The organism is Emticicia sp. CRIBPO, assembly GCF_009905725.1.
In the GTDB taxonomy this organism is placed as follows: domain Bacteria; phylum Bacteroidota; class Bacteroidia; order Cytophagales; family Spirosomataceae; genus Leadbetterella.
Genome location: NZ_JAAAKV010000002.1, coordinates 164,439 through 184,903, shown reverse-complemented (window position 1 = coordinate 184,903; position 20,465 = coordinate 164,439). Strand labels below are relative to the sequence as shown.

Here is a 20,465-nt window from a genome sequence, read left to right as displayed (position 1 = left end):
AGAAAGTATGCTGAGGGTCCCGTCAGAAATAAAAGCCGAGCAGTTTGAGTCTTTAAAGATTCAGGATTCTACTTTTGTGGCCTACAGAAGTGATGTTTATCCCTCTAAAAATGATGTCTTTTTTGAAGAAAACGCAGTGATTTATGTCATTGAGGGGGACAAGATATTCAGCAGCCCCGACCAGGAAGTAAGGGTTAAGAAAGGGGACGTGCTTTTTATCCGCCGTGGATATTACCTGATGTCGGAGTCAATCAATGAGTCTTATAAAAGCCTGGTATTTTTCTTTGATGAGAAATTGCTGAAGGAATTTGTGACCCAGCACCTCGAACTTTTTGAAGATATTTCTTCCACCCCTAAAGATATGAGCAGGCTGCTTACCTTAAGTTCAAATGAGACTTTCGGGAAATATGTCGAGTCATTGCTGCCTTATTTTAAGTCGAAAACCATTTACCTGAATCAGTTTCTCAAACTCAAACTCCAGGAGCTTTTATTGCATTTACTGGAGTTTGACCAGAAAAATCAACTGAAGATATTGTTGTTTTCCATCTATGCCGGACAGAAAACGGATCTTCAATATCTGATCAATAACTATTATCTGAAGCCTTTTAATCTGAATGAGCTGGCGAGGATGTCAGGACGGAGTCTTTCTGCTTTTAAAAGGGATTTTCAAAAAGAATTCGGAGTGTCACCGGGCATCTGGATCAAAAATAAAAGACTGGAACATGCCGCATTTCTTCTGAAAACCAGGGATGCCAACGTAATGGAAGTCTCTGAGGCCACCGGCTATAGCAGCGTGTCGCATTTCATCAAAGCATTTAAAAGTCATTTTGGGGTGACACCCAATAAACTCTGAAATCAGAACAATTCCAGAACACCGTTCTTCACACTGTTTTCCAGGTCCAGCAATGCTCTTTTACGGCTCAGTCCCCCGGCGTAACCCACCAGGTCTCCTGAGTTTCCAATGACCCTGTGGCAGGGAATGACGATGCCGATCGGGTTTTTACCATTGGCAGACGCTGCAGCCCTGATCACTTTTTCATCTCCGAGTCTTTTGGCGAGTTCTTTGTAGCTGATGGTTTTTCCAAAGGGTATTTTGAGGAGTTCATCCCATACTTTTTTCTGGAAATCGGTACCTTCAGGAGCTATTTTAAAGTCAAATTCCTCCCTTTGTCCGTCAAAATATTCAGAAAGTTGTTGAAGTGCTGATTTAAGAATTTCAGGTTGTTCCCGGTTGTGTTCAGTTTCTGCAAAATCGAGGTCACGAAAAGATATGGCAAGCACGGCATCGGAGTTGGTGAGCACTTCAATCTTAAAATGTTTCTGAAGTAAACAGGCTGAAAATTTTTCTTCCACTTATTTGATGAATTTTAATACGAATCTAAGCAAAAACCCTGAACTTTGGTTTTGAAAAGAGAATAATAAGAAATGAGCATATCAGAATTATACGCTAAGTTTAAAAATTCATCAGGGATCTCAACCGACACAAGGAAAATAGAACCCGGTTCTATATTTTTTGCCTTGAAAGGTGATAAATTCAATGCCAACGAATTCGCCGCACAGGCATTGGAGGCAGGTGCAGGTCTTGCGGTCATTGATCAGGCAGAATTTGCAGCTGATGAAAGATTTATTGTCGTTGAAGATGTTTTGAAAACCCTTCAGGATCTGGCAAATTTTCACCGGAAGACTTTTGCATTTCCTGTCATCGGTCTTACCGGATCTAACGGGAAAACGACGAATAAGGAGCTTTTGTCGGGTGTTTTGTCAAAAAAATATGTGGTTTACGCTACAAAGGGTAATTTAAATAACCATATCGGAGTGCCCCTGACCTTACTTTCTATCAAGGACGACTGTGAAATGGCGGTGGTAGAAATGGGGGCCAATCATCAGAAGGAAATTGAGATGCTTTGTAATATCTGTGAGCCCACCCATGGTTTTATCACCAATGTAGGCAAAGCACATCTGGAGGGCTTCGGAGGTGTTGAAGGCGTCAAAAAAGGGAAGGGGGAGTTGTTCGATTTTCTTTCGCATCATCACGGGACGGTGTTTATCAATGATAAAAACCCGGTTTTGCTGGATATGGCATCTACCCGGAGTTTTGACAAGATCGTTTATTACGGATCTGATGATCATACTTTGAAACTGGAGCATGAAAGTCCGAGGATCAGCTTTACCAAAGGAGATAAGACCTATTTCTCGCACCTGTCTGGGTATTACAATTTTGAAAATATGCAGACAGCGTTTGCGGTAGGATTGCACTTTGAAGTGCCTGAAGAAGACGCCTGTGAAGCCATAGCCGGCTACAATCCGGATAATAACCGGTCACAGATTATAGAACAAGGGTCAAACTCTTTGTTTATGGATGCTTACAATGCCAATCCGTCTTCGATGGCGGCCTCGCTGAAAAACTTTATTAACCTGGAGACCTCAAAACAGAAGGTCGTGATTTTGGGGGATATGTTTGAGCTGGGAGAATATTCAGACCATGAACATGCCGAGTTGGGCAGGCTGGTGGCAGAAGGCAATTTCGGTTTGGTTGTTTTATATGGAGAGAATATGAAACATGCCCTGGTCCATTTGCCCCAGGCGTACTATTTTACAGATAAATTTTCGTTACATAACTGGCTGGAGGATAAAAAAATTGAAAACGCCTGCATTCTGATCAAGGGTTCCAGGGGAGTGGGTCTTGAAAGTGTGGTGAGGTTTCTTTAATATCGAATTAAAATAAGTTTTATGCGTGAATTGGTGGTTGTTTCAGGAGGTACCAAAGGAATAGGAAAAGCTTTGGCCGAAAAATTTGCACAGCAGGGTTACGATGTGGCGGTTTGTGCCAGGTCACAACAAGACCTCGAAGATTTAAAATCTGATATTGAAAGTAAGTATCAGGTCAATTGTTTCATCAAAAAGACTGATGTAGCTGATAAAGCGGAGGTGCTTGAGTTTGGTGAGTTTGTGAAGAAAATACAGTCGCCCATTGCTGTGTTGGTAAATAACGCCGGTGTTTTTGTCCAGGGAAACATCATTTCGGAAGAGGAGGGTACGCTTGAAAAACAGATCAGTACGAACCTTTACAGTGCTTATCATCTGACGCGTTCATTGGCCGGGAAGTTCCTGGAGCAAAAGAAAGGTTATATCTTCAATATGTGTTCCATCGCCAGTCTTAAAGCTTACGACAATGGCGGATCTTATACCATCTCCAAGTTTGCCTTACTGGGATTCAGTAAAAGCCTGAGAGAAGAATTCAAGCCTTTCGGGGTAAAGGTGAGTTCCGTAATGCCGGGGGCCACCCTGACAAATTCATGGGCGGGAGTTGATTTACCGTCTGAAAGATTTATTCAGCCTGAGGATGTTGCAGCTACCATCTGGTCGGCTTTTTCGTTGTCTGACAGTGTTGTTATTGAGGAAATTATCATGCGGCCTCAACTGGGCGATATCTGATCTTAGATAATTATATTTCAAAAGCAGCTAATTTTTTGCTTACTTTGCGTCGTTTTTAGAAAAATCAATAAATAAATATGGAATTATTACAGGAGATAGCTAATATTTCAGGCAAGCCGGGATTGTACAGGATTGTAAAGCCGGGAAGAACCGGTGTCATCGTTGAGTCATTGGATGACGTAAAGAAACGTGAGATGGTGAATGCCAATGCCAAAGTCTCGGTTTTGAAAGAAATATCCATCTACAGTGAAGATTATAATAAATCTACACCATTGTCCGATATTTTCTTTAAAATCAGGGAATTGCATGGGGAGAAGGTAGAAATAGATGTTAAAACGGTTTCAAATAAAGATGTCTTCTCGTTCTTTGAGAAGATCATGCCTGATTATGACCGCGAGAAAGTATATCACACAGATGTGAAGAAGATCATTCAGTGGTACAATCTTTTGTCAAAGAATTTGCCTGAAATTTTTGAAGTGAAGGCTGCTTCTGAAGAAGCTGAAGCGGAGAAATAAGAAATGAATAAGTAAAAAAGGGTTATTGTCACATTGGCAATAACCCTTTTTTGTTTACAAAGGCATACGTTTTTTATTCAGAAAGCAGACGAAGCAGAACCCCGTTGGTCCAGCCGAACCCATCCTGCAGCGGATATTCTCCGCCACCACCTTTGAGGGCAACATTTTCCACGTTGTATTTTTCCACCAGTTTTCCGGTGTTTTTATAAACCCTTTGATTGTTTTGTACCCAGCGATATTTGATTTCATTGGCCAGCTCACGGTATTGATATTTACGGAGGCCCTGAATCGCTATCCATTGTAAAGGTGCCCAGCCATTCGGAGCGTCCCACTGTTGTCCGCTTTTTGTCAGGGTGGTGGTTAGTCCACCCGGCATCAGGAATTTCTTTTCCAGGACTCGTGACACTTTCTCTGCCTGCTGCGGAGAGGCAATCCCCATAAACAAAGGATAAACAGCGGCGAGTGAATAAACGTCTTTTTGTTTTCCTGCCTCAAAATCGTAGTCAAAATAAAAGCCTTTTTGTTCATTCCAGAAATAGGTGTCGAAAACAGCCTTTCTCTTGGCCGCCAGGGTTTCCATGCTCTTGGCATAAGTTTCCTGTTTGCCTACCCGATAAGCCTTCGCGAGGACAATCTCCAGGTGATAAAGCAGGGCATTTAGATCAACAGGGATAATTTCTGTGGTATGTATAGAGGTGATATTTTGCTCATCTTTAAACCATCTTGTAGAATAATCCCAGCCAGATTCGGCACCGGACCTCAGGTGGCGGTAAACATCTTTTTTGTCTCTTCCTGATTTCAGTGCTGTTTTTACATCCTCTTTATAGGCCTCCGGTCTCGGGGTATCCGATTCGTCGTAATACCTGTTAAGTAACTGATCGTCTTTCAGGAAAACGGCTTTACGATAAGCTTTATGGTTGGTGGCTTTGGCTTCTGCCTGTTTTATGGCTTCTTCTTTAGATTCTGCCGCCATCCAGTACTGGTACTCTTTAAGAAGCTGGGCGGTATTTCTTACATAAATCTGATCATCATTTTTCATCTCAGCCAGCAGCTCCACCATAAGAGAAAAGAAAGGGGGCTGGGAGCGACTGAGATAATAAGAGCGGTTACCATTAGGGACGTGTCCGAAATCCTGGATCAGCTGTGCGAAGTTAAGCACCATGTTTTCCACCAGCGTGTCTTTGCGGGCGGCCTGAAGTCCTAACATCGTAAAGTAAGAATCCCAGTAGTAAATTTCTCCGAATCTTCCGCCGGGCACTACATACTCTTTTCTCAGCGGAATAAGGCTTCCTCCGTCGTCTTTAGGTTTACGGGTCAGTAAAGGCCAGAGGGCATTGATATGGTTAGCGACAGAGCTGTCAGTAGTAATACTGACTGAATTGGTGTCCGGCTTGGAGAACCTGAAGTTTTTTAAAACGAAGGCTTTCAGGTCAAACCCGCTTTGTTTTTTTTCGGTTTCGTACGCCTTCAGAATATCTTCAGGTTTGTAGAGCGGAATGCCATCGGCAAAAGTTTTTGAATCGGGGAATACTGCTTTTAATTGTACGTCTTCAAAGAGTTTTCCGTAAGTTTCGTCCGGAGATTTGTATTCTTTCTTCTTTACAGATTCACCGCATGAAATAAACAGAATTAAAAAAAAGCAGAGTGAAATGTTTTTTAACACAGTAATATCTTTAGTTGGTTATAAAAAGCCGGGAGTATTCAAGGAGAGTTAATTACGCTGGAATTAGTTGATTTAGCGAGATCACAGAGACCTCGCTAAACAATAAAAGCCATTAAAACCTTTCTAATTCTGAAAAGAAGAACGAACTTTCTATAGCTGCATTTTCATCAGAATCTGAGCCGTGTATCGCATTTTCAGCTTTTGATTTAGCATATACTTTCCTGATGGTGCCTTCAGCTGCTTCTGCAGGATCCGTTGATCCGATCAGTGTTCTGAAATCTGCTACCGCATTATCTTTTTCAAGGATCATCGGGAAAATAGGTCCTTCAGACATCATCTCACAAAGTTCACCGTAAAAAGGCCTTTCCTTATGAACTTCATAGAATTTTCCTGCCTGTCCCGGGGTTAACTGAAGTTTTTTGATTGCCACTATTCTGAAACCACCCTCTTCGATTAGTTTAATTATTCCACCTACGTTATTATCAGCAACGGCATGTGGTTTTATCATAGTGAAAGTTCTGTTATTCGCCATCTTTCTTTTGGTTTTGATTAATAAAAAAGTATGCAAAAATAGTTAAAATCAATGTAACAATCAGCGTTTTCTAAAATTAGGTGCATTAAAAATTCGTTTACAAAATAACCTTCGTAACTTTGTCTCCGAAAATTTTGTATATGAAAAGATTTTTTACGGAGAGTGAAGAGAGGTTAAATGCGTTCTATAAATTACTGAATAATCCTGGTAAATTTGTAATTACGAGCCATCAAAATCCTGATGGAGATGCCTTTGGCTCTTCCCTGGGTTTGTATTTTTTTCTCAAATCATTCGATATTCACAAGATCACGGTAATAAGCCCTACAGACCATACAGATTTTCTGGGATGGATGCCGGGGGTTAAAGACGTTTTGAATTTTGAGTCTTCTGCCAAAGAGCAAGCCAGACAGTTGATCAGTGAGGCCGATGCCATTTTTTGTCTTGATTTTTCTTCATTGGGGAGGCTTAAAGACATGGAAGAGCTTGTCCGTAATTCATCTGCCGTTAAGGTCCTGATTGACCATCACCAGGAGCCGGATCAGTTTGCTGATTTTGTTTTCTGGAATGAGCTGGCCTCTTCTACCTGCGAGCTGGTTTATCAGCTTATCGAAGCCCTTGACCTTACCGGTAGAATCAGTCTTGATGCTGCCAATTGTCTCTATACGGGGATATTGACCGATACAGGGTCATTTAAATTTGACAGTACAGGCCCTGAAGTGCACAGGATAGCCGGAGAGTTACTGCGAAAAGGAGTAAGACCCAACAAAATCAACCGCGACCTGTTTGATACCAATTCATTTGACAGGCTCAGGCTTCTGGGATATGTGTTGAGCAAAAAGATGGTATATCTGCCTGAATACCGGGTAGCTTATATGAAGATTTCTGAAAGTGAACTCAAACAGTACAATTCAAAAAACGGGGAGACAGAAGGTATTGTCAATTACGGTTTATCTATCAAGGATGCGGTGATGTCCGTCATATTCATAGAAAAAGACCAGATGATCAAAATCTCTTTCAGGTCTGTGGATGAGTTTTCTGTAAGTCAGCTGGCCCGTGATCATTTCAGCGGGGGAGGACATCATAATGCTGCCGGAGGAAAGTCGGATCTTAATTTAGAAGAAACTGAGCAAAAGTTCTTAAATTTGTTACCATTTTATAAAAATCAATTATTGTCCCAACCAAAATCATAGTTTTAGAATCATTAAAATAAATAATCAATGAAATTAGTAAATTCAGTATTAGGTGTGTTTGCGGCCGTAGCCTTGCTTTCTTGTGATCAGTTCAAAGTAACCAAAACGGAGAACGGGGATCGTCTTCAGATACATGAGGAAGGTGATTCTAAAAAAGTCGGAAAAGAAGGTGATATTTTAACCTTTGATCTAGTGATTAAATCTTCGATTGACTCAGTTTTTAAAGATACATATAAAGAAGGACAGCCTTTCAAAGTGCCTCTTCAGAAAGGTCAGTTCAAAGGCTCGTTTGAAAACGCCCTTTTCCATATTGCTGAAGGCGACAGTACCACTGTCCTGGTAAGTGCCGACTCATTATTTACTAAAATTCAGCAGCCGCTTCCTCCGGGCGTAACGAAAGGCAGTGATTTGAAATTCACGGTTAAGATGAGAAAAATCCAGACCATGAAAGAGTTCGAAAAAGAAATGAACGATAAAAAAGTCAACGAAGGCAAATTTGTTGATGAATATGCAGCTAAAAATCTGAAAAATCCGATCAAAACTGCTGATGGAATTCAGTATTCTGAAAATAAAATAGGCACCGGGGCAACGCCTGTAGCCGGTGACAGCGTTATAGTTAATTATATAGGTAAGTTTATGGAAGGTGGAAAACCTTTCGATCAGTCTGCTCCAAACGAGCCGTTTACATTTGTTGTTGGATCAGGAGCGGTTATTCCGGGTTGGGACAAAGCACTTCTTACCATGAAAAAAGGTGGTAAAAGTACATTCGTGATCCCTTCTAAACTGGCTTACGGCGAGCAAGGTGCAGGTGGAGTTATTCCTCCAAATACATCTTTGGTATTTGAAATTGAATTAATTGATATTAGAAAATGATGAAAAACAAAAAATCCTGGGTTATTCTTCTTGCTTTACCCTTTATTCTTGGTTCTTGTTTAGGTAAGTTTATTGAAGGTGACGTTGAGAAATCTATCAAAGACAATGAAAAAGAGATAGATGCTTATGTTGCTAAAAGCGGTGAACCTTATATAAAAACGGATCTTAAAATATACTATCAGATTACGCAAGAAAATCCCGGTGGAAGAGCTACGGGTGTCGCGTATGATCTTGATATCAATTATAAACTGTCCACCTTGGACGGGAAAGTAATTGAACAGAAGGTTCAGAGTGATTCTACAAGATTTAGCTTTTTTCTAAGTAAGGGTTTCGAAGGTTTTCTCAGGGCTCTTTTTACCTTGAAGGAAGGTGAAAAAGGAGTGTTTCTAATTCCGGGATATCTTGCCTATCAGGACAGTCCACCGGCAGGGGTACCCAATTGGGCAGTGATCAGGGCCGATATCGAAGTTGTAAAATTGGTGTCTGAAGATGACAGGATAGATGAGTATGTTTTTAAGAAGAAATTGACTGTAAATGAAAAGACAGCTTCGGGATTGAGAATAATACGTTTAAATGCTGAAAATCCGACGGGAACTGCTATTACAGATAAAAGTGTTGTGAATCTTAAGTATGATGGAAAATTTTTAACGGAGAAATCATTTAATGCAGGAACTTTTGATCTGAACATGGGAGTTGGCCAGGTCGTAGCCGGTTTTGAAGAAGGTGTTAAAAAATTGAAAACAGGAGAGAAAGCCCGGTTTGTGTTCCCATCAAGTCTTGGATATGGTACGACAGGTACTCAGGATGGGAAAATACCACCTTATACGCCACTTATGTTTGATATTGAAATTGTCAGTGTAAAATAACAGGACAGATACTAACAGAAAATGCCGGAAATAATTCCGGCATTTTTTTTAAGATTGAAATATTCTCTCTTCAGGAATAAGGCCCTCTCCGTTGAGTTTCAGAAAAAGCTGAGCCAATACCACTACATCCGCCCTGCAGTATTTTTGTATTTTTTCCAGATCTTTTTCTTCATAATACACCCTGTTTACGTCAGAACCGTCTATTTCGGACTTGCTGGAAGGTATGTCAAAGATGGCAGAAAGCAGATCAAGGGAAGTGAAGTGCTTATAGTCACCGAATTTCCATAGCTCCATCGTATCAACATGGTTAATTTCCCACGGCTTTTTTCCTGATATTTTCAGAATATGCGGCAGGGTTATACCATTGACCAGCATTCTCCTGCATAAATAAGGAAAATCGAATTCCTTTCCGTTGTGGGCACAAAGGATGAGGTCTTTTTTTGATTTATGGTCTTCAATGATGTTCTTAAAATCGATTAAGAGGGCTTTCTCATCGTCGCCACCCAGTGATTTGACCTTAAAGCAAAGTTCACCCTCCTTATTTTCATAAAAGGCCCCCATGCCTATACAAATGACTTTTCCGAATTCGGCAAAAATGGCTGCCTTTTCCTGGAAAAAATCCTGAGGAGTTTTATCTGTATCGCTTTTAAATGTAGAAGATTTTTTCTCCCATAGCTTTTGCTTCCGGTCATCCATTTCAGTAAATGAAGCATGGCTGGACACCGTTTCAATGTCAATAAACAAGGTGTTTTTAAGTTGCTGGTTTAGGTTTTGCATAATGAGCGGGTTTAAGTTTGCAGTCGGTAAATAAGCAAACAATTATGAATTTATCAAGAAAACTTTTATTTCAATTAATTCAACAAAAAAGCGGCCCGTAGCCGCTTTTTTAAATATTATTTTTCAAAAAGGATTACAATCCGAATTGAGCAGAAATCTCCAGCATTCTTTCGATAGGCTTTTGAGCCGCCTCAATAATTGATTGCGGCAGAATAATTTCCGGAGTTTCGTCTTTCAGGCAATAATAGAGTTTTGCCATGGTGTTTAACTTCATATGCGGGCAGTCTGAGCAGGCTTTGCAGGCATGTCCGTTTCTTGAAGTAGGGGCCACATGGAATTTCTTGCCAGGAGAGGCTTTTCTCATCTGATGAAGAATGCCTGATTCTGTAGCGACAATAAACTCATTATTAGGATTACTTATGGTATACTTCAGCAATCCGGTGGTAGAGCCGATATAATCAGCATGATCAAGGACAGATTGCTCACTTTCAGGGTGGGCAATGACCAGGGCCGCCGGATGCTTGACCTTAAGGTCTTGAATCATTTTACCTGAGAAAGTTTCGTGTACCATACAGGCCCCATCCCACAGGATCATGTTTCTTCCCGTTACACGATTGATGTAGGCCCCCAGGTTTTTATCAGGAGCAAAGATGATCTGCTGGTCTTTCGGTAAGCTTTCAACGATTTTTACGGCATTGGTACTTGTGCATACAATGTCCGTGAGGGTTTTCAGCTCAGCAGAACAGTTGACGTATGAAATGACAAGGGCATCAGGATACTGATCTTTAAATGCTTTGAATTTATCAGCCGGGGCTGATTCTTCCAGTGAGCAGCCCGCATTGATATCAGGTAAGACCACCTTCTTTGTTGGAGACAATATTTTGGCTGTTTCTGCCATGAATCTTACTCCGGCAAAAACGATGATGTCGGCTTCGGTTTTAGCTGCCTGTTGTGATAAACCCAGACTGTCGCCAATGTAGTCGGCTACATCCTGTATGTCGGCTGTCTGGTAGTAATGAGCAAGAATGACGGCATTTTTCTCTTTCTTCAGCCGTGCAATCTCTGCTACGTAATCTATTTTTTCTGTTATTAAGGTATCGGACATAGAAGCTCTGTTATTTAATGAACAAAAATAACCCCAAAAATTGATTCAAAACAGTCCTTCCGCTACTTTAGAATCAGTACAATTAAGCCTTGCCAATTGTGTTGAACAGAAAAGACCCTCCGGATAAATCCAGAAGGTCTTTTAAAGGATTTATAGAAAATTAATCCACCAAAACGGCGTTGCCACTCAGGACGTCTTCTTCAACATATTTGAATTTGACATCTTTTTTAACGGAACCGTCTCTGTACTGGACATTCACTTTGTCATTTCTATTGGCTACTTTCTGAGATTTTGCCGGGGCAAGCATCACTGCTCCTGAAGACTCCCCATCTTCATCCGCACGGTTGGTTGACAATTTCGGCTTATCGACTTTCACCGGTGACGACTGATGGAATCTCAGTTCGGCAATTCCCGCTTTGACCAGGAAGCTTACCGTATCGCTGTTGACTTTGTTCAGGAAGTTTCTGAATAACTCGACGGCTTCAAATTTATAGATCAGTAAAGGGTCTTTCTGTTCGTAAGAGGCATTTTGTACCGATTGCTTCAGGTCGTCCATGTCTCTCAGGTGCTCCTTCCATTCCTGGTCGATCAGTCCTAAAGTGATGCTTTTTTCCATTTCGAGGATCAGCTCACGACCTTCGGTTTCAAGCGTTTTTTTGATGTCGCAGAATACCGCAATACTTTGATTGCCGTCGCTTACAACTGCCATAAACGGCTCGTCTGACTGTATCTGTCTGTCGTTTTTGACATTGTTAAGCACATTGACGATATTGGCCCTGATGGCATCGTTCTTGATTTTATAGTGCTTCTCAGCCAGGTTGTAAAGTGTCTCTGTTACTTTGTCGCCCAGTTTGTTGAATTCTTCCCTGCTGATTTCAGGCTGGAAGCCTAATTTCTGCATGCTTCTTACTTCAAACTCATCGTAATTGCGATTGGCGATAGAAACGATGTCGGCACAGGTATCATAGATAATATTGGCGATATCGAGTGAAAGCCGGTCTCCGAAAAGGGCATTTTTCCTTCTTTTGTAGATGGTATCACGCTGAATGTTCATGACATCATCATATTCGATCAGACGCTTACGGATACCAAAGTTATTTTCTTCTACTTTTCTTTGTGCTCTTTCGATCGAGTTGGTGATCATGGAGTGTTGAATCACTTCACCTTCTTCCATACCCATTCTGTCCATCACTTTCGCAATCCTGTCTGACCCGAACATACGCATCAGGCCGTCTTCAAGACTGACGAAGAACTGTGAAGAACCCGGGTCTCCCTGGCGTCCCGCACGACCTCTCAGCTGTCTGTCGACCCTTCTTGATTCGTGTCTTTCTGTACCGATAATGGCCAGACCACCTGAATTGCGGCTGTCGACGGTCAGCTTGATATCGGTACCTCTACCGGCCATATTGGTGGCGATGGTTACAGTTCCCGGCTTACCGGCTTCGGCCACGATGTCTGCTTCACGGGCGTGTTGCTTGGCGTTCAATACCTGGTGCGGGATTTTCTTCATTGTCAGCATACGGCTGATCAGCTCAGAGTTTTCAACCGAAGTAGTACCTACCAGTACCGGGCGACCAATAGAAACCATTTCCACGATTTCGTCAGCTACGGCGTTGTATTTCTCTCTTACGGTTTTATAAACTTTATCCTGGTGGTCATTCCTGATGATGTTACGGTTGGTTGGTATCGTAACTACATCTAGTTTGTATATTTTCCAGAATTCACCTGCCTCAGTTTCAGCTGTACCGGTCATACCGGCCAGTTTGTGATACATCCTGAAGTAGTTCTGTAAGGTAATCGTAGCGTAAGTCTGGGTAGAATCTTCCACTTTTACGTTCTCCTTGGCTTCAACAGCCTGGTGGAGCCCGTCTGACCAGCGACGGCCATCCATGATACGACCTGTCTGCTCATCCACAATCTTCACTTTACCATCCATCAGGACATACTCCACGTCTTTTTCAAACAGGGTGTAGGCTTTAAGGAGCTGGTTGACTGCGTGAATACGCTCAGCTTTGGTAGAGTAGTCTCTGATCAGTTCGTCCTTTTTAAGGATTTTTTCCTGTTCAACCAGGTCAGAATTTTCGATTTCCGCCATTGTGATACTCAAATCCGGCATCACGAAGAAATTTGGGTCATTATCGTGTCCTGTCAGGTAGTCAATACCTTTATCGGTCAATTCAACTGAATTGTTTTTTTCTTCAATAGTGAAATAGAGGGGAGCATCTGCTTCCGGCATCAGTTTCTGGTTTTCTGCCAGGTAGATGGCCTCAGTTTCAAGAAGCAGTTTTTTGTTACCTACTTCAGAAAGGAATTTGATCAAAGGCTTGTTTTTAGGTAAACCCCTGAAGGCTCTGAACAAGGCCAGCCCTCCTTCTTTTTTATTTCCTGCAGCTATTTGCTTTTTAGCTTCAATCAGATAATTGTTAACCAGGTTTTTCTGCATTTCAACAATCTGAGAAACCCTTGGTTTAAGTGTATTGAAAAGCTCATCATCGTTTTTCTTGGTCATAGGGCCACTGATAATCAGCGGAGTACGGGCATCATCAATCAAAACGGAGTCAACCTCATCGACCATCGCGTAGTGGTGTTCTCTTTGCACCATTTCCTGAGGGTCATTCACCATGTTGTCACGAAGGTAGTCAAAGCCGAATTCATTGTTGGTTCCGTAAACGATTCCTGCATTGTAGGCAGACCTTCTGGCTTGCGAGTTGGCAGGGTGTTTATCTATACAATCACAGGTAATACCGTTAAATTCAAAGATAGGCCCCATCCACTCAGAGTCACGTCGTGCCAGGTAATCATTGACGGTTACAATGTGAACGCCTTTGCCTGCAAGGGCATTAAGGAATGCCGGGAAAGTTGCCACGAGTGTTTTACCTTCACCTGTAGCCATTTCTGAGATATTGCCTTTATGAAGAGCCGCACCACCGATGATCTGAACGTCATAGTGAAGCATGTCCCATTTCACAAGAGTACCTGCAGCCAGCCATTCGTTTTTCCAGATGGCTTTATCTCCCTGGATTTCTATATGAGACTTTTTCATGGCCAGCTCCCTGTCAAGATGAGTAGCTGTTACCGTGATGGTTTCATTTTCTTTGAATCTTCTGGCGGTTTCTTTCACAATCGCAAAGCCTCTCGGAAGTATATCCAATAAGACTTTTTCAAGCTCTTCATTGCGTTTGATTTTAAGTTCGTCAATCTTCTTGAAGACAAACTCTTTCTGATCCACCGTTTGTTCAGGATTGTTATCCAATCCTTCCTTCAGCGATTTTACTTCATTATCGATTACCGAAAGTCTTTCCTGGATGTAATCCTGAAGCTCTTTGGTTTTGGCTCTGAACTCATCATTCGATAAGTTCTGCAGTTTTGCAAACTCAAGATTGGTAGCGTCTACATAAGGATTAAGCTCCTTAACGTCTCTGTCTGATTTCGTACCAAATACTTTGGTAATGCTTTTAGTTAAAAAATTAAACATCGTAATATCTTTATATATAGTATTATATTTCTGTTTAGTAAATATTTTACTTTCAGGGAAAATGCAAATTTACTTATTTCAAACGGTTTGTCTGCAAGAATAGTGCAGCAAATCTTTTTTTAGGTAAGAATGGTCAATTTGGCAGACAACCGGGTCAAGCCGGGTACACGGAATATCGTATTTAAAATGTTGGTTATTAGTGGGTTATTCTGATTTTGAATTACATGGACTTTTGGCCCTGGAATACTGACAAATAGTCTTGAATATGCCCTTAACCTCATTTAGTATGGCCTTTTCCTATCAGAAAAAGCCCCGTAGTTTCCAATTCAGCTTGCCGGTGACTTATGAAAACCGCCGGGCGTTCCTGTTACTTTAATTTCTTTTTCAGATAATTGATAGCCAGGGCATAGGCTTCACCGGCAGCTTCGGCATCAAACTTGGCATTGCTCGGGTTGGCAAAAGCATGGGCAGCGTTAAAAATCTTGTAGTCCAGTTTTTCACCGGCGGCTTTCATATTGGCTGCAAATTCTTCGATGACTTCTTTTGAAATCCATTGCTCGGTGGCGAACAACCCCAGCACATCGGTATTCAATGTTTTTAGTTTAGCGATATCTTTTACGGGCATGCCATAATACATCACGCAGCCGACAGCCTGCTTTCCTTCAAGAATAGCTGATTTAAGCGAAAGGCTTCCTCCGAAACACCAGCCCACACTCGCAATTTTTGCCTTTTTCCCGGCAAAATCTATCCCGCCTTTCATGATGGCTTCCAGGCGGTCCTCTTTCGCAGACTGCATGTACTGTCCCGCATCTCCGGGGTTGGTGGCGATTTTTCCATCATACATGTCCAGGGCCAGTACATTAACAGATTGTCCCAGGTCCTTGTAAAACACTTCTGCCTGTTTTTTGATGTGATCGTTCAAACCCCACCATTCCTGGTAGACAAACAGCCATTTATCTGATTTTACCCTGGATTTTATAAGATAAGCATTGGCTTTTTCTCCCGAAGTATTTATCTGGATCATTTCACCGCCGAACTCACTGATATGTACATAAGGAAGCGGGCTCGGGTGCATATTTCTGAAATTAGCATCAGCCACAAAAGCAGACATGTTGCCGTCGTTGGATGCAAAAACCATTTCACAACAGGATTGAGAAAACGAAGAAAATCCTGCGGTCAGAACTGAAAGTGTCAGAAGAACTTTTTTAAACATAATAATAACCGGTTTTAATTGATTGATGATTTTATTTTAGTCGCTCCAGTGTTGACCGGAGCTTATATTTCAATACCACTTTTTTACCTGAAGCATTTTCAAGAAGCGGCTTTAAAACCATTTCAGCGTTCTTTTTGGTCTGTTCCAGGATGTCAGAAGCCAGGGCGGTTTCAAAAATCTGCTGCTCCGCTTTTTTATACGCCTCTTCCATCAGCAGTTTTTCATTCATAAAAGCATATTCTGTATGGTATATCTTTGATTTTGAATGGTCTATTTTATGATTGCAGATTTCCGGATCAGGCATATTGATAATAATGGTATCGCCCTCAGAAACGATGTCGTCAGCCTTGATTTTCGAAAGATCAATACAACCGATGGCTTCCCCCTGAATAATGAGCATGGCCTTTGGGTCAGGAAGGTAATCACGGATGATTTTTTGCTCCACCACATCGCGGTAAGAATATTTAGCCAGCTCGAGTTTTCCCATCGCGGTGATTTCTTTCAAAACCATATTATGCGTAGTTTCAGTCCGGGTATTTCCAAACAAGCTGATGCCTTTGATTTTTTCCCAGATAAAAATAGCCACGACAATCAAGACAGCGAGAGTCAGAATTCTACCATAAAATCTAATCATCAGAGGGTCAAAATTTAGAAATGGTTGTAATAAAACGGAATGCGATCCTTACATAACTGTAACAACGAAACTAGGCAAAGTATTTAAATTATGTAAAAACTTTATGTGACTTTTATGTTTATTTATCAGAAAACGTTTGGATTCAGATAAATAAGGAGGAGAAAATCTCATTTTTGAATTTAAGTTTTTTAGATTTGATTACATTTTCGTATTCAACCTTTATAAAACCTCTTATTGTTTATGATCAACAGAAGGACTTTTCTAAGTGCCGTTCCTTTGGTTTTTTCAATCAATGCTGATTTCAGCTGGTTAAAATCAAAGCACGAGCTTTCTTTTTCCACCCTCGGATGCCCGGATTGGAATCTGGATGAAATTATTTCAAATGCCGTTAAATGGGGCTATTCCGGAATTGAGTTCAGGGGACTCGGCAAGGAAATAGACTTGTTGAAATGCCCTGAATTTACTGGAAAAGGAATAACGGAAACCGTGAAGAAGTTTAAGGATGCAGGCCTTTCTATTGTTAACCTGGGCTCTTCTGCCAATCTGCATTTTCATGAGGAAACCCGCCGGAAAACGGAACTGGACCAGGCCAAAGGCTATATTGAACTGGCTGAGAAACTGGGCTGCCCTTTTGTGAGGGTATTTCCTAACAACCTGCCAAAAGAATACAGTAAAGAAGCCACACTGGAAAAGATAGCCTCAGGGATGAATGAACTGGGTACTTTTGCCGGGAAAACCGGGGTGACGGTCTTACTGGAAACCCATGGAGAAGTGGTTTATTCCAAAGACCTGTTGTGGATTATGCAAAATGTATCTTCCAAAAACACAGGTTTGATCTGGGACTTCTTTAATATGTATATTGTCACAAGAGAATCTCCGCAACTGATGTATGATACCCTGAAGCCGTATATCAGGCACACCCATTTAAAAGACGGGATCATAGAACAGGACGGAAAGTTCAAATACCTGGCAGCAGGTGACGGAAACGGGCCTATAGCAGAGGCTGTCAAAATACTGAAGGATAATAAGTACAAAGGATACTACAGTTTCGAGTGGGAAAAACGCTGGCATCCCACAATTGAAAATCCGGAGGTGGTTTTTCCGGAATACATAAAATATATGTCATCCCGTTTATAAGCGGACATCAGGCCGGAGATTTAATTCCTCCGGCTTTTTTTATCGTTATCTGGCTGATAACGAGATTGGTATTTTTATTTCATTTCTCTGCCTGCAGACTTCTTCCGTATTTTCTGATACCATTTTTTTATTTTCTATAAAGTCTTTGGAAAAATTTCAGGGGAAATGTGACTTTTTGATATTTCTCCGTCTAAAATGTTGATGGTAATAAATATCAAATTAATTTATAACATATGACCAATTTACACCCAGACAGTAAAAACATGGCAGCGGATACTGTCAATACCAGTGCAAATGAAAACAGACACGTTGAAAAAATGGAATATCAGACACCGATGCTGATGAAGTACGGCGAAATTACCAGGCTTACCATGAAAGCAGGATCCGCAAGTGATGCTCCATTGGAAGGCGGGTTTTCAGCCTAAGCAAAACTTCTTAAAGGATGTCTTTAAAAGTCAGATTCTGCGGTTTTGAGAATCGATTTGTCACAAAAGGAGAAGTTACCGTCTGGTGTTCTTCCATTTCATTTGGAGAAACACTGATTGACGGGTACCTCAGTTTGGGAGAGTCTTTTCTCAATACCGCATTTGAAGATCATTCCTTTGTCATTCATGACCGCAAGAATAACTATGTTGCGGCATTCCGTGACTTCTTTGGTCTGTTTCCTCTCTTTTATGCTTACCCTTCCCCTGAAGGAAGTCCGTCTGCAGATGTTGCTGCTGACGATGTTCCTCTTTTTTTTAGTTTTTCGATAAAGGCTATCCTGGATGGCTGGAATCAGAAAGCTGAGATCAACCCAGAGAGAATTGTCCGGTATTTTGACCGTGAAAACCGCGGGGGACTGGTCAATGACCAGACTTTTTTCAGGCATATTCACCGGATCTTACCTTCTCAGGCCCTGATTATAAAAAACGGTGTCATAGAATGGAAAATGACCGGTTTTCTGGACCTGAAGAAAAATAATGCCCTGACCTACCGGCAACTTTCGGATCAATTCAAACATACTTTCGAGCACTCGGTTTTTCGTAAAGCCAATGGTTTCAATTCCATAGGAGCCAACCTGAGCGGAGGGCTGGATTCTTCTGCTATTTCGTCCGTTATCCAATCAAAATCAGAGCTTCAGACCTTTTATGTTGATATTGACTCAGAAGATGCAGAAGAAAAGGAATTTGTGAATGCCGTATTATCTAAATGGCAGCGTGAAGGTTCCGATTCCCGGCATTACTCTGTCAAGCCCGGAAAAGAATTCAGCCGGATCATTACAGAACTTACCGCAGATATTGCCCAACCTGAGATGATGGCGATTCCGATCAGTATTTTCGAACCCCTGGCTGAAACCGCCCACCTGAAAGGGTCTGACATTATTCTTTCCGGAAACGGGGGAGACCAGGTGATTGGGTATGGGTTTGACTACATGGAGGAATTGTTTGAATCTGAAAACTGGAAGAAACTTTCTGTAGCCATGCGTCAGTATCTGAGGCATTATGAAAGTCAATATGCATTCCTTTCTCCGAAATGGGGACAATCTACCAAAAGAGCAAAGGTGAGGATGTTTGCCCTGTATTTTTTTGTCAGTAAATGGAAGAAGAAAAAGAGTCTGAAAAATATCTTCAGCAGTGTTTTTGTATTGAATAAGTACTTCGGGATCAGGGCTCATGAGATTTTCAGGTTATTAAAGACTAAAACCACACGGAAGGACAAAGTGCCTGAAACCATGATGTTTGTCAAGCCGGCTTTCAATGATGATCTCATCACGGAATCCGTGAAAACATTTGATACTGATGAGTTGGTGGGGCATTATACCCTTTCTGATTACCAGAAACAACAACTTAAATACTGCTTTTCTGATCCGGGAATAATACATAATGAAGAAATGTTTGCTCTGTTTTCAAAACAGAACCTGCAGGTGGACTATCCGTTTTTCGATAAGGAATTGCTGGAGCTGACCATCAATGTTACGCTGTCGGATTCATTCAGAGAAGGGAAGGGGCGTGGGATTCTGAGAGATGCTATGCAGGATTATCTTCCGCAAAAGGTTGCTGAACGCACCTCCAAGGGTGAGTTTTCCGAGTATGGTTACAGGGCCTTTAAGTCTTTATGGCAGGATTTTAAGAGGAGACCTGACGCATGGACTCATCCGGTTTGGGATATTATTTCCAGAGAAGCTTTTGACTTCAGTCTTGAAGTGATCTATAATGGAAAACTTAAGGCCAGCAAAAAAAACAGACATATCTGGCAGGCCAGCAGGGTGCTTTATCTCGCTATCTGGCTTGATTTTGTAGAGCAATATAATCATCGATACAAAGTACAGGACGGGCCTGTCTTGTAAAAAAAACCATAAAAATGAAAAGTCTTAAGGTGTTCGTGAATATTAGGTGGGCAGTGATGCTGTCAGGAGTATTATTTTCTGCTTGTCAAACCGACGATGTCGTCAGGGTTGCAGATACTGCTTATTATCCTGTTGAAAAAGGAAGATTCTGGGTTTACGAAGTGTCGGAGGAATTATTTTCACTGACCAACAAGCCAGAGACCCGGCATTACTGGATTAAGGAGAGCATCGGTAATATGATAGAAGATGATCACGACAACCGGTTTTATCAGCTGGTAAGGTACAAAAAGAATACACTTTCGGAAGACTGGAAGGCAGATTCTGTGTGGTTGATCAGACCATTGCCGGATAAACTTATCAGGATTGAAAATAATGTGTCGCTTACCAAACTGATTTTTCCTGCAGAAGAAGGCTCTGAATGGAACACCAATGCGTTAAATACTGCTGAGCCCCAGGAACTGAAATACGTGAAAGTAGGAGGCAGTTATCAGCTGAATGAAACAACATTATATCCCAGGACACTTAAAGTGAGTACGGTTAACGATTCCACTGCTCTCACAATGGATCGTAAAACGGATGTTTATGCCCTGGAAAAAGGTCTGATCTACAAAGAAGTAATATCACTCACCTATTGTCAGAAATCAGAATGTATCGGTGCCGGTATCATTGATTTTGGCAAAAAGACCTTCTGGACTTTAAAAGAAACCGGCCTTGAATAAGC

Annotated in this window: 19 protein-coding genes; 11 read left to right on the top strand and 8 right to left on the bottom strand. The window is 41.5% G+C overall.

Annotation, left to right across the window (positions count from 1 at the left end):
* The first annotated feature begins 7 nt into the window (after positions 1 to 7).
* Positions 8 to 853: an AraC family transcriptional regulator gene (locus tag GVN16_RS04700; protein WP_166563114.1), complete on the top strand. Its 846-nt coding sequence runs from the start codon at positions 8 to 10 to the stop codon at positions 851 to 853.
* Between the two features lie 2 nt (positions 854 to 855).
* On the opposite strand, the gene GVN16_RS26275 is transcribed toward GVN16_RS04700, so the two are convergent.
* Positions 856 to 1,353: a methylated-DNA--[protein]-cysteine S-methyltransferase gene (locus GVN16_RS26275; protein WP_310587414.1), complete on the bottom strand. Its 498-nt coding sequence runs from the start codon at positions 1,351 to 1,353 to the stop codon at positions 856 to 858.
* A gap of 72 nt (positions 1,354 to 1,425) precedes the next feature.
* Here GVN16_RS26275 and murF point away from each other — a divergent pair, with 72 nt between their 5' ends.
* The 3 genes from murF (at position 1,426) to GVN16_RS04680 (ending at position 3,950) form a co-directional block, all read left to right on the top strand.
* Positions 1,426 to 2,709, top strand: coding sequence for a UDP-N-acetylmuramoyl-tripeptide--D-alanyl-D-alanine ligase (gene murF / locus GVN16_RS04690; RefSeq protein WP_166562694.1), 1,284 nt, complete (start codon positions 1,426 to 1,428; stop codon positions 2,707 to 2,709).
* Between the two features lie 21 nt (positions 2,710 to 2,730).
* Entirely contained in the window at positions 2,731 to 3,435 is a 705-nt protein-coding gene (locus GVN16_RS04685) for an SDR family oxidoreductase (RefSeq protein WP_166562693.1), read from the top strand.
* A gap of 77 nt (positions 3,436 to 3,512) precedes the next feature.
* Positions 3,513 to 3,950, top strand: coding sequence for a DUF5606 domain-containing protein (locus tag GVN16_RS04680; protein ID WP_166562692.1), 438 nt, complete (start codon positions 3,513 to 3,515; stop codon positions 3,948 to 3,950).
* Positions 3,951 to 4,023: 73 nt separating this feature from the next.
* Here the strand turns inward: GVN16_RS04680 and treA are convergent, their stop codons facing one another.
* Positions 4,024 to 5,613 carry an alpha,alpha-trehalase TreA gene (gene treA / locus GVN16_RS04675; RefSeq protein ID WP_310587413.1) on the bottom strand — a complete coding sequence of 530 codons (1,590 nt, stop codon included), beginning with the start codon at positions 5,611 to 5,613 and terminating at the stop codon, positions 4,024 to 4,026.
* Positions 5,614 to 5,725: 112 nt separating this feature from the next.
* Positions 5,726 to 6,145 carry a nucleoside-diphosphate kinase gene (locus GVN16_RS04670; protein ID WP_166562691.1) on the bottom strand — a complete coding sequence of 140 codons (420 nt, stop codon included), beginning with the start codon at positions 6,143 to 6,145 and terminating at the stop codon, positions 5,726 to 5,728.
* 140 nt (positions 6,146 to 6,285) lie between these two features.
* Between GVN16_RS04670 and GVN16_RS04665 the strand changes: the two genes are divergently transcribed.
* Genes GVN16_RS04665 through GVN16_RS04655 form a run of 3 tightly spaced genes read left to right on the top strand, consistent with a single transcriptional unit; the run spans position 6,286 to position 9,074 of the window.
* Positions 6,286 to 7,335: a bifunctional oligoribonuclease/PAP phosphatase NrnA gene (locus GVN16_RS04665; protein ID WP_166562690.1), complete on the top strand. Its 1,050-nt coding sequence runs from the start codon at positions 6,286 to 6,288 to the stop codon at positions 7,333 to 7,335.
* A 27-nt stretch (positions 7,336 to 7,362) separates the two neighbouring features.
* The gene (locus GVN16_RS04660) at positions 7,363 to 8,208 is read left to right on the top strand and encodes an FKBP-type peptidyl-prolyl cis-trans isomerase (RefSeq protein WP_166562689.1); all 846 of its coding nucleotides are present in this window, start codon (positions 7,363 to 7,365) and stop codon (positions 8,206 to 8,208) included.
* The gene (locus tag GVN16_RS04655) at positions 8,205 to 9,074 is read left to right on the top strand and encodes an FKBP-type peptidyl-prolyl cis-trans isomerase (protein WP_166562688.1); all 870 of its coding nucleotides are present in this window, start codon (positions 8,205 to 8,207) and stop codon (positions 9,072 to 9,074) included. Before GVN16_RS04660 ends, GVN16_RS04655 begins: the two co-directional genes overlap by 4 nt.
* A 48-nt stretch (positions 9,075 to 9,122) precedes the next feature.
* On the opposite strand, the gene GVN16_RS04650 is transcribed toward GVN16_RS04655, so the two are convergent.
* The 5 genes from GVN16_RS04650 to GVN16_RS04630 all read right to left on the bottom strand — a co-directional run bounded on the left by GVN16_RS04650 (position 9,123) and on the right by GVN16_RS04630 (position 16,278).
* Positions 9,123 to 9,851, bottom strand: a complete 729-nt coding sequence (locus GVN16_RS04650; protein ID WP_166562687.1) for a 3'-5' exonuclease — start codon at positions 9,849 to 9,851, stop codon at positions 9,123 to 9,125.
* 133 nt (positions 9,852 to 9,984) lie between these two features.
* Positions 9,985 to 10,956, bottom strand: a complete 972-nt coding sequence (gene nadA, locus GVN16_RS04645) for a quinolinate synthase NadA (RefSeq protein WP_166562686.1) — start codon at positions 10,954 to 10,956, stop codon at positions 9,985 to 9,987.
* A 160-nt stretch (positions 10,957 to 11,116) separates the two neighbouring features.
* Positions 11,117 to 14,431 carry a preprotein translocase subunit SecA gene (gene secA / locus GVN16_RS04640; RefSeq protein ID WP_166562685.1) on the bottom strand — a complete coding sequence of 1,105 codons (3,315 nt, stop codon included), beginning with the start codon at positions 14,429 to 14,431 and terminating at the stop codon, positions 11,117 to 11,119.
* Positions 14,432 to 14,798: 367 nt separating this feature from the next.
* Positions 14,799 to 15,644, bottom strand: a complete 846-nt coding sequence (locus GVN16_RS04635) for a dienelactone hydrolase family protein (RefSeq protein ID WP_166562684.1) — start codon at positions 15,642 to 15,644, stop codon at positions 14,799 to 14,801.
* 31 nt (positions 15,645 to 15,675) lie between these two features.
* Positions 15,676 to 16,278 carry a DUF4230 domain-containing protein gene (locus GVN16_RS04630; RefSeq protein WP_166562683.1) on the bottom strand — a complete coding sequence of 201 codons (603 nt, stop codon included), beginning with the start codon at positions 16,276 to 16,278 and terminating at the stop codon, positions 15,676 to 15,678.
* Between the two features lie 240 nt (positions 16,279 to 16,518).
* Here GVN16_RS04630 and GVN16_RS04625 point away from each other — a divergent pair, with 240 nt between their 5' ends.
* The 4 genes from GVN16_RS04625 (at position 16,519) to GVN16_RS04610 (ending at position 20,463) form a co-directional block, all read left to right on the top strand.
* Positions 16,519 to 17,415, top strand: coding sequence for a sugar phosphate isomerase/epimerase (locus GVN16_RS04625; protein ID WP_166562682.1), 897 nt, complete (start codon positions 16,519 to 16,521; stop codon positions 17,413 to 17,415).
* Between the two features lie 233 nt (positions 17,416 to 17,648).
* Positions 17,649 to 17,840, top strand: a complete 192-nt coding sequence (locus GVN16_RS04620) for a hypothetical protein (protein ID WP_166562681.1) — start codon at positions 17,649 to 17,651, stop codon at positions 17,838 to 17,840.
* A 17-nt stretch (positions 17,841 to 17,857) separates the two neighbouring features.
* On the top strand, positions 17,858 to 19,744 hold the full coding sequence (locus tag GVN16_RS04615) for an asparagine synthase-related protein (RefSeq protein ID WP_166562680.1): 1,887 nt from the start codon (positions 17,858 to 17,860) through the stop codon (positions 19,742 to 19,744).
* A gap of 14 nt (positions 19,745 to 19,758) precedes the next feature.
* A complete protein-coding gene (locus GVN16_RS04610) occupies positions 19,759 to 20,463 on the top strand; it encodes a hypothetical protein (RefSeq protein ID WP_166562679.1) in 705 nt (234 codons plus the stop codon).
* The last annotated feature ends 2 nt before the right edge of the window (positions 20,464 to 20,465 follow it).